8 protein-coding genes and 1 pseudogene are annotated in these 10,925 nt (G+C 29.3%); all 9 read right to left on the bottom strand.

The features are described 5' to 3' along the window. Nucleotides 1-421 precede the first annotated feature (421 nt). On the bottom strand, nt 422-673 hold the full coding sequence (locus tag CLTEP_RS04340) for a hypothetical protein (RefSeq protein WP_066823141.1): 252 nt from the start codon (nt 671-673) through the stop codon (nt 422-424). A 74-nt stretch (nt 674-747) separates the two neighbouring features. Beyond that, nucleotides 748-1,395 (bottom strand): TnsD family Tn7-like transposition protein, encoded by a 648-nt coding sequence (locus tag CLTEP_RS04335; protein WP_278319521.1) that lies wholly within the window; start codon nt 1,393-1,395, stop codon nt 748-750. A gap of 569 nt (nt 1,396-1,964) precedes the next feature. Next, complete coding sequence (glmS, locus tag CLTEP_RS04330) at nt 1,965-3,791, bottom strand: glutamine--fructose-6-phosphate transaminase (isomerizing) (protein ID WP_066823137.1); 1,827 nt, start codon at nt 3,789-3,791, stop codon at nt 1,965-1,967. 551 nt (nt 3,792-4,342) lie between these two features. After that, a pseudogene (locus CLTEP_RS15565) lies at nt 4,343-4,541 on the bottom strand (MerR family transcriptional regulator); the annotation flags it as partial. Nucleotides 4,542-4,608: 67 nt separating this feature from the next. After that, nucleotides 4,609-6,012 carry a tetratricopeptide repeat protein gene (locus tag CLTEP_RS15560; protein WP_066823135.1) on the bottom strand — a complete coding sequence of 468 codons (1,404 nt, stop codon included), beginning with the start codon at nt 6,010-6,012 and terminating at the stop codon, nt 4,609-4,611. A gap of 183 nt (nt 6,013-6,195) precedes the next feature. After that, on the bottom strand, nt 6,196-6,783 hold the full coding sequence (locus CLTEP_RS04320) for a tetratricopeptide repeat protein (RefSeq protein WP_066823133.1): 588 nt from the start codon (nt 6,781-6,783) through the stop codon (nt 6,196-6,198). After that, nucleotides 6,776-8,488: an Hsp70 family protein gene (locus CLTEP_RS04315; protein ID WP_066823131.1), complete on the bottom strand. Its 1,713-nt coding sequence runs from the start codon at nt 8,486-8,488 to the stop codon at nt 6,776-6,778. The genes CLTEP_RS04320 and CLTEP_RS04315 overlap by 8 nt, the downstream gene beginning before the upstream one ends. A 67-nt stretch (nt 8,489-8,555) precedes the next feature. Beyond that, nucleotides 8,556-9,131: a nucleotide exchange factor GrpE gene (grpE, locus tag CLTEP_RS04310; protein WP_066823129.1), complete on the bottom strand. Its 576-nt coding sequence runs from the start codon at nt 9,129-9,131 to the stop codon at nt 8,556-8,558. Nucleotides 9,132-9,185: 54 nt separating this feature from the next. After that, the gene (gene glmM, locus CLTEP_RS04305) at nt 9,186-10,532 is read right to left on the bottom strand and encodes a phosphoglucosamine mutase (RefSeq protein ID WP_066823127.1); all 1,347 of its coding nucleotides are present in this window, start codon (nt 10,530-10,532) and stop codon (nt 9,186-9,188) included. Nucleotides 10,533-10,925: the final 393 nt, after the last annotated feature.

The raw sequence follows: 10,925 nt of genomic DNA, 5'->3' as shown, positions 1-10,925 counted from the left end.
AAAAGAATCCAAGGCTAAATAAAAACTGGCTTATTGGTGATTTTTCTGGTAAACTATTTTTATGAGACATAATTTCACTCCTGTTGTTAAAGTTTGTATTCAAAATAATTTATACAACAAAAAGTGAAATTTGTCTCTATTTTTTATGAAATTATTTAATTGTAAATATATGTTATGAAATTTTCTCAACTATAGTAAAGGTTTTGTTTTTTATACCTTTTTAAGTGTATATCCCAATGCATTAATTTTATTGTTTAGTGTCTGATTTATTGGCAATTCTTCATCACAATTTTTTTTCTGTACAATAAGTTGCTTCCTTATTTCTGTAACTGAAAGTCTTGTATATAGCCTTGCTGTTTTGAAACTAGTGTCTGTTTGACTTTGAGAATCTACTATATCCTTATATCTATCAATAGATTAGTTAGCTTTTCTTCAATTGGCTTACGCCTCTCTCATTGAACTTACCAACTATTTTCTGTTTACTTTCTAACTCAAAAGTTCCCTTTCTTATAGTATCTCTGCTAACTCTAAATTTTTTAGCAATAAATGATTGTCCACCTTTTCCTCTCATTTTAGATAATTCTGCCAATACTATTCTTTTATCTGAACCTTTCAGTTTATTTACGCTTTTTATAAAAATATTTTTGCATTTTCCAAATAAATTATGTATCATATTATTAGTGTCCCTTTTGTGTTTATTTTTGTTTTCTAGTAATTACAATTAAAACACATTTTAAAGGGATATTTTTATTTTTCTGAAAATTGACTTGTTATTTCTTTGTTATAGCCTAATTCTAAGAATTCTTTGCCATGGTATTCAATGAAAGAATTTAATAGCTCTTTATATTTAACTTTACCATTTATATTTACTAATCCCATTTCTTTTAATTTAGTAACATACTGTTCTTGAAACCAATTTAATGGTCTATTAGAATACTTGTTTTTCAATAATTTCTCTACATTATTAGCTAGCACAATCATTCTATCTAGAACCTTCTGTTGGTAACTTATTGAATTATTAATATTTCCCCCAGTTATACAACAATTTTCATTAGTTGCTCCAATAAACTCATGTTTGTTTCCAGAATGGACTAAAACCTCGCTATCCAATAGCAAGGTTTTATGTTTTGGGCATATTTGTAAGCACGGAATCTGATGAACTCTATGCCAAAATAACTCTCCATATTCTTTTTTATCCTCATTAGCACAAACAAGACAATATTTTAAATATCTATTTTCAGAAATAGAACTTGCCATTATCCCAGTTCTATTATAAATATCTTCTCCTTTATTTCCTTTCATTGATTCAATCACTTGCTTTGCTCTGTTTTTAGGTAAGAATGCAGTATAAAAAGGATATAAGGAATGATTATATATTAATTTATTCGAAGTAATATAATTATTTTGAAGTATATGTATCCGTAAAATAAACTCGTACTACTCCCAAATCCCCCTTAACCCCTTAATCCATCTAACCTCAATCCTATTTTCCATATTTTATCAAGATAATAAAGTCGTAATGAAAATAGGGGTAAGTTTCAATGTTTATAATACAAGAATTGGTAAAATTGGAAATCAAAAAAGATAATAAAGTCGAACTAAAAAGGGGCATGGGTTATGGGAAATAAGGGGCAAGAGCGAAGTCCATTTTCGACTGTTCCATGTAATCAATCTATTTTTGAATTTATTTATTTAAAGTGACTATACACCTTTAAATTCAAGGCTTGCATAAGGTTTTATCTATTTGTTTTTCTATATTATTTTCTATTTTTCTTTTCTACTTTTTGGTTTTTCCCTATATCGCAAGAATTCCTTTTAATACAAAAAAGCCATGTAATTCAATGCATTCTCAGCCCAAAATCACATGACTTTTATTACAACTTTATTTTCCTTAGTATGACTTTATTATTTTTAGTACGAGTTTATTTTATTAGCTCAACTTATTTTCCTAATTAACCGTCCCTTTACTCAACAGTTACTGATTTTGCTAGATTTCTTGGTTTATCAACATCGCATCCTTTTGCTGTTGCCATATAATAAGATAGAAGTTGTAAAGGTATTACAGAAATTACAGGATATAATATTGGAAGAGTCTCAGGAATATATAACGCTGAATGAACACTCTTTTCTATTTCTGTATGCCCTTCTGGAGCAAATGCTAATATCTTTCCTCCTCTAGTTACTACTTCTTTGATGTTGCTTACCATTTTATCAAATACTTTTTCTTGAGTAGCAAGTACTATTACAACAGTTCCATCCTCAATTAAAGCAATAGGACCATGTTTTAATTCTCCTCCTGGATACGCTTCTGAATGTATATATGATATTTCTTTAAGTTTTAATGAACCTTCCATTGCCACTGCATAGTCAAGCCCTCTTCCAAGGAAGAACATATCTTTATGCATATAATTTTCTGCAGCAAATTTTTGTATAACTTCTTTACTTTCTAATATTTTTTCCGCTTTTTCAGGAAGTTTAAGCATTTCTTCTTTAATTTCTTCTATTTCAGCATCTGATAAAGAATTTTTAAGCTTTGCTAAATATAAAGCTATTGTATCTATTGCTATCAATTGAGTAACATATGCTTTTGTTGAAGCAACAGCAATCTCTGGACCTGCCCATGTGTAGAATACATCATTAGCTTCCCTAGATATAGTACTTCCCATAACATTTGTTATAGCAATTACTCTAGCTCCATTCTTTTTAGCCAATCTAAGTGCTGCTAATGTATCTGCTGTTTCACCTGATTGACTTATTACAATCATCAATGTATTTTCATTAATCATTGGTTCTCTATATCTAAATTCTGATGCTACATCTACCTCAACAGGAATCTTAGCCAATTTTTCTATAACATATTTACCTACAATTCCTGCATGATATGCTGTACCACATGCAACGATATATATTTTATTAATATTGTTTATTTCATCATTTGAAATTGTTATTCCATCAAGATTAATATCTTCTCCTAAAACAATTCTTGAAGTCATTGTATCTCTAATCACCTTAGGTTGTTCATGAATTTCCTTCAACATAAAATGCTTGTATCCGCCTTTTTCAGCAGCTTCAGCATTCCAAGTAACATGACTCAATTCTTTTTCTATTGTTTCTCCTTCTTCTGATAATATTTCTACACCTTCTTTAGTTATTATGGCAAATTCTTTATCATCTAAATAGTATACATCCCTTGTATAATTGAGTACAGCAGTAACATCTGAAGCAATGAAAGCCTCTTCTTTTCCAGCTCCAATTATAAGTGGACTGTCTTTTCTAACAGCTACAATTTTATCTGGTTCATATGAAGATATAACACCTATAGCATAACTACCTTCCATTTTTTGAGTTGCCTTAATAACCGCTTCAATAATACTTCCATTATAGTAATAATCAATAAGATTAGGTATAACTTCAGTATCAGTATCAGTTGAAAAGTTATATCCATGAGAACATAACCACTCTTTTAAATGAATATAATTTTCAATAATTCCATTATGAACAACACTTATTGTGGCTTTTTCATTTGTATGCGGATGAGCATTCAAATCTGAAGGTTCTCCATGAGTAGCCCACCTAGTATGCCCTATTCCAATAGTACCATTTAAGGGATTTTTACTTAATTTATCTCTCAAATTTTTAATTCTACCTTTGCATTTTACAATTTTCAAACTATCATTATCCAATATTGAAACACCAGCTGAATCATATCCTCTATATTCTAATTTTTCTAATCCTTGTAATAAAATAGAGTCAGCTCTCCTATTTCCAAAATATCCAACTATTCCACACATATTCTATCTTCCTTTCAATTATTAATATCATATAATTTCAAAAGGAAACCTGTACCTAATAGCATATTAGCACCCGATCAATTTTGTCCCAAAAATCGCTCTTTGGTTTTGATTGATCTTTAACGGTAGTGCTATACCGTAGGGCATCCGCCGAAAATTTCGATATTCCCTATCCTCGTCAAGTTAAGTAGGCATTTAAAAAATTAGCAGGTCAAAAATGCTAGCTTTTTTGAAAATACTCTAAGTAAGATTTTAACCTCACCTAACTCCTGGCGCTTATATTTTAATTTATAGTTATAAAATTTTAAGTCAGTATTTTTAAAATTTTCCTCCTTTCGTATTCCATCAGCACAAGCTTCCATTACATTAGGTATCTATTATAATAATGTAATAACTATTTAAAAATCAAAATTGCTTTAGCCTATTTATCGATTTTACAAGACTCCCACTTCTATAAGTGGGAGATTGAAGATTTTGCTTCAGGTGGAGTAGAATCTCCACCTGAAGTCCCGAGGTTTTGCTTTAGCAAAACGAGTTCACTTGATCTTTTAATTCTTTTTCCTTTTAAGTATAAATACTCTAACGTAAATACATGTTTTTCTATCTACACCTTTATTGAACAAATTATAAACAAAATCTTTGTCATAATCATACTTTTCATTCGATAATATCATAGTTTTAATTATACCTTTTTTCACATATTTAATATAGAGTATGTATTGATATTTGTAATAATTCTTTTGATTTCATGCTTACACCTCTAAAATTATTATGGCATAAATACAGAGGTGTAAACATAGCTCATTAAATTACTATACTATATTTTTCCACAACACTTTTTGTATTTTTTTCCACTCCCGCATGGACAAGGATCATTTCTCCCTATTTTTGGTTCTTCCCTTATAAAAGGTTTTTGTAATTCATAATATTGTTCATCAAAACCTTCATTGTAATACCCCTCATCAAATGTCTCATCAAATATTCCAAATTCTTCATAGCCTCTGTCAAATACATTATCAAAATCTGGCATTTTACTAATTTCATTTATCATCTGGAACATAATTTTTTCTCTTGATTTCTTATTAAAAATATCCCTAAAAAATTTTTCCTCAACCTTATATAACTTTGGATATTTAATCTTCAATTTTTTAATAGAATTTTTCATAACTTCAAAATTTCCACACATATTCGCTTTGTGTGCCAATATAACCATCTCGTCATATCCTAGTTTTTCCAAAACAGGCATGGGAAGAATCTTACTGGAAATAATTCCTTTAATTTCATCAGGAATTTCATCATCCTCTATCATTATTTCATATTCATCGCTTAAATTGTTATAAACTGAAAGTTCTTTTTTTATCTTTTTAATGTTTTTATCATTTTGACTTAATTTATATGCCTTATCAATTATTAATTCCGCATAATCTACATGCCCTGCTAAAGCCATATACTGCCCTATTCCTACTAATTGCCACGCAACATCATCTTTTGTTCCTTCACTTTCACCGAATAATTCTATTAGCTTATCAAGATATTCTATTAATTTTTCTTCATTATCCATAACAAATTCTTTTAATATTAAATTATAATAGAATACACTTAGATCCCATCCATTTTTTTTGCCTAAATCTATAGCTCTATTAAGAACATCCTCTGCTTTACATAACCTCTTTGAAACAATATATGCACTCGCAAGTCCAAGCCAAAACGATATGTTATCTTCATCGATTTCAATTGCCTTCTCATACTCCTTTACTGCCTTTCTGTTAAAACCTCTCTCTAAATATGCATTAGCTAAATGTCCTCTAAAAGCAGCATTTTTAGGTTCTTTTTTAACCAATCGCTTATATAATTTTATAGCCTTTCCTGTATTACCATTCAGCATATACGCTTCACCTAAAAGTAACTTGTGCACAAGAATATTCGGGTATTCTTTTTCTATATCTTCAAGTAAATCAATTGCTCCTATTATATCCCCTTCACTCATTAGTTCTTTAGCTAACTCAAATTTTTCTCTTACAACTCCCGAAACTCTAATAAGTAAATCATATTCTTCTTTAGTCTTTTCATTACTCAAAGTCTCATATGCTTCTCTTATTTCAATAAATTCTTCTTCATATATGTCCGGTGGAAATTTTCTGATCATTTTAAAATAAGCTTTTTTAATTTCACTTTTAGAAGCTTCTTTATTTATTCCTAATATTTCATAATAATCTTTCATAAATTCACACCTCTGCTACTCAAAATATAGACACCACATTGACTATTTGTTTTGGCATATTTCATTTAACAGAAGTTTCTCCTTCCCTTTTATTTTTTTCTTAACGTAAGTTTTTTATATACCTTTATATAACTCATTCGTCACTATTACTTCAAAATCACCTCTTTAAATAGTATATTCTTATCAAATTATTTTTCCACATATTATATTTTTAAACAATCCCTTAATACTATTTATTATACTAAATCTTCGACAAATACAATCAGTCATTTTCATCAAATAAGTATTTGCATATTCATTATCCTTATCAAGAGCAATAGCCTTTTTCCAAGCATTTATAGCTCCTTTTTTATTACCTATTGCATAATTACACAACCCTATTACATTATATAAATTCACAAAATTTTTGTATGGTAAACTATTCAATTTACGTAGAGCCTTTTTATACTTTCCATCATAGCATAACTCCAAAGCAGCATTATATTCTTCACACATAATTAAAAAATCTTTACTTTTCATATTAGCTAAATACTCAAACGCTCTATTTTTATCCGAATTATTAATTTTAATGCTTTTTTCCCAGTAATACTTAGCTTTTTCAAATTCAATTAAAGTATAATAACACAATCCAAGTAGATTTAAGTTATCTGAACTATATTCGTCAATAGCCACAGATTTTCTCAATACATTGACTGCCATCGATATACTATTTTCATTTAATAATTCAAGCCCCTTATTGCAGTAAAAATTTCCCAATTCTTTATTATTCATATTTTCCCTCTAAATCAAAAAGTAAATCTGCTAGCTCCGATTTTATATTCTTCAATACTTCGTCATCTTCTTCCTTTATAAGAGCTTTTTTTAGCTTATTAATAGAATTCTCTAAACTACTATATTCATACTCATCAACTCTAGAAAGAAATCCTTCTGCAGTTTCTATTATCTTCTTATATCTTTTTATTTTAGGAGCTTCTATCCATTTGCTTAAATCTACCTCTTCATTCATAGACACTCCTGTAGTTTCTATAATTATGCCTGCTTTTTCACCTTTAGAAACTATTTCAGCATCTACTTTTAATATACCATTAACATCATAAACAAACTTTACTCTTATCTTTTCTTGTCCTGCAGGTGCCTTTGGTAAACCTGTTAATTTAAATTCACCTAAAAGATTGTTATTAGATGCTCTTTTATTATCTCCCTGATATATCTTTATTTCAACTATCTCTTGATTATCTATAACTGTACTATAAATTTCTTCTTTTGCTGTAGGTATTGTAGTATTTCTCGGAATTATAACACTATAACAATCCGGCATAGGCATTCCACCCATAAATTCCAATGTTTCAATTCCTAAAGTATACGGACATACATCTGTTATAAGTATATCACTTTCTTTTGATAATTCATTATTTAAAATTGCTGCTTGAATTGCTGCTCCTTTAACAACAGCTAAATCCGGATCTACCATACATTTAGGTTCTATATTGAATATATTTTTTATAAATTCTTTAACAAGTGGTATTCTGGTAGAACCTCCTACTAAAAGTATAACATCTATATCTTCTACTGAAAGCTTAGCATCTTCCAACGCTATATTTATAGGTTTCATTGTTGATTCAATAAGTGGATTTATTAATCGTTCAAATTCTTTCCTTGATATTTTTCTTTGAATCATAACCGGTTCATTATTTTTTTCTGCTATAAAAGGAAGTTCTATTAAATATTCATCATTACTACTCAAACTTATTTTGCATTCTTCCGCTTCCTTTTTCACTCTAGATTTTGCCCTTAAATCACATCTTAAATCTATATTATATTCTTTATAAAAAGAATCAAATATTTCATTCATAAGTGCCTCATCGAAATCCTTACCACCTAAATGATTATTTCCACTACTTGCCTTTACTTCAAGAATACCATCAAACATCTCAAGTACAGTTACATCTAAAGTTCCTCCTCCAAGATCATATACAAGAATATGTTCTTCATTTTTCATATGCTCTATCCCATAGGAAAGTGCTGCTGCTGTAGGTTCATTTATTATTCTTTCAACTTTTAATCCTGCAAGTTCACCAGCCTTTACAGTCGCTCTTCTCTGTTCATCCGTAAAGTATGCTGGTACTGTTAGCACAACACTATTTATATCTTCCTTAAGAACTTCTTGAGCCATTTCTTTTAAATACTTTAAAATAAATGATGATATTTCCTCTGGAGTATATGTATTATTTCCCAAAGTTATTTTTTTAGAACTTCCCATCAACCTTTTAACTTCTTTAATCGTACACTCAGGTCTTAAAATAAATTGCTCACTTGCATCTTCACCAACTATTATTTCATTGTTTTCATTAATCCCTACAACAGATGGTATAATATATTTACCCTGTGAATTCTTTAATACTTCCGGCTTACCATTTCTTAAAATAGCTATCTCTGATGTAGATGTACCCAAATCTATTCCTATTATTTTTTTCATAATCGATACTCCTTTTAAAATTATTAATGATAAATTCAAATCACCCAAATACTGATTTACTAAAAACTTAATTTCTAGTCGTTATATTTACAATAACTTCCGCTTTCCTAATAACCTCTCCATTATAAATATATCCAAACTTAACAATATCAATCATGGAATTTTCTTCCTCGTTCGACACTTCTTTTGCTTGAATAACCCTATGCAACTCATTATCAAAGGATACATTTATATCTTCAATTCTAATCAAACCAAGCTTTAGATTTATTTTAGAAATCTTATTCCATAAAACCCCTATTTGTTTTATCCATTTCTCATCATTGGTTTTTCTTGCAAAAAAATATATACTTTCAAATAAATCGTTTATATTGATAATTCCTTTTATAAGCTTTCTATTTTCAGATTCCATATGCTTTTTATTTTCTACCAATTCCTTTGTTATACTATTATTTTCTACTTTTTCTTCTAATGTATCAATTATTTCTTCTATGCTACAAAACGTTTTATACTGCTCTTTAGAAAATCGTTCAACCATTTTCGAAAAACCATTCATGACTATAGCAATTTCATCTTCAAATTTTCCATAAGCTTCAGATAAATTTACTTTTTTATATTTTTTTATTTCATCTTTTATATCTATCATAACATTCCTCTCTTCTATAGCTATCTTATATTATAAATCATATTCAAGCAAATTCTATTTTGCTTTTGATTCTATTAGCCTTGCAAGTGTGTGTGCCATTTCATCTAACTCTGATTGATTTTCACCTTCAAGCATAACCCTTACCAATGGTTCAGTTCCTGAAGGTCTTATAAGCACCCTTCCACAGCCATGTAACTTATACTCTATTTTCTTAATTTCTTCTTTTATTTCGCTATCAATCTCATGTATGTTTTTCATATTGTTAGGAACTTTTGCATTAACAAGTACTTGTGGAAGCTCTGTCATCATTGCTGCAAGTTCTGAAAGCTTTTTCATTGATTTTTTTACAACAGATGCAATTTGAATTCCTGTTACAAGACCATCTCCTGTTGTGTTGTAATCCAAAAATATTATATGTCCTGATTGTTCTCCTCCTAATTTGTAATTTCCTTTCAGCATTTCTTCAAGTACATATCTATCTCCAACTTTTGTTTTTATAGTTTTGATTTTTTCCTTTTCTAAAGCAATATCTAGTCCTAAATTACTCATTACTGTAACTACAATAGTATCATTATCAAGTTGGTCAATTTCTTTTAAATATCTTCCACATATAGCCATAATAAAATCGCCATTTATGAGATTACCTTTTTCATCGACTGCAAGACATCTATCCGCATCTCCATCAAATGCTAATCCTAAATCACACTTATTATCAACCACATAGTCCATTAATCTTTCTGGATGTGTTGAACCACATTCTTTATTGATATTTATTCCATCAGGATCATTGTTTATTACTAAAACCTCTGCTCCTAATTTTCTAAATGCCTTTACTGAAGTCACATATGAAGCTCCATTTGCACAATCGAGTGCAATCTTTAACCCCTTTAAATCACCCTTAGCTGTTGAGATTGCATGTTCAATATAATCCTCATAAGCATCATGTTTTACATTCATTCTTCCAAGCTGTTCTCCAATAGGAGTTGGCACTCCTTCAAAATCACTTTCTATTATACTTTGTATTTTATCCTCTAGTTCATCTTTTAATTTATATCCTTTACTATTGAAAAATTTTATACCATTATATTCTACTGGATTATGCGATGCAGAAATAACAACACCTGCATCCGCATTGTATTTTCTAATAAGATATGCTACCGCTGGAGTTGGTACAACCCCTACTTTAATAACTTCAGCACCTACCGATAATATCCCAGAACATAAAGCTGCTTCTAACATGTCCCCTGAAATTCTAGTATCTTTACCTACGATTATTGTTGGTTTGTGAGTTCCCTCTGTAAGCACATATGCTCCTGCTCGTCCTAATTTATAAGCTAAATCAGCTGTTAATTCAGTGTTAGCTACTCCTCTAACTCCATCTGTTCCAAAAATTCTTCCCATAATATCCTCTCTTTCCTATCTAAAATTAGTAAACTTATTTTGCTAAATCAAAATATAGAAAAACAAGTGAACTCGTTTTGCTAAACCAAAACATCGAGACTTCAAGTGGAGACTCTACTCCACCTGAATCAAAAGCTTCAATCTGCCACTTATAGAAGTAGGAGTCTTGTAAAATCGATTAATAATTTTCAATATTAGCAATATAGTTATCCAAATTAACTAAAATTCCTATACTCACAAATTCATCCATATCATTATTTATATTATTTATGATTCGAAAGTTCTTTACCATTTATACATTGTTAGCATAATAATATTATATATTTACCAGACAATTACAAGCTATATTATACAAAAATTCACATAAACATTCAATCAATTACTACCCCAGCT

It is taken from the genome of Clostridium tepidiprofundi DSM 19306 (genome assembly GCF_001594005.1).
In the GTDB taxonomy this organism is placed as follows: Bacteria; Bacillota; Clostridia; order Clostridiales; family Clostridiaceae; genus Clostridium_AC; species Clostridium_AC tepidiprofundi.
Note: the sequence above shows the minus strand (reverse complement) of the source record. Positions and strands in the feature narration are given on the sequence as shown.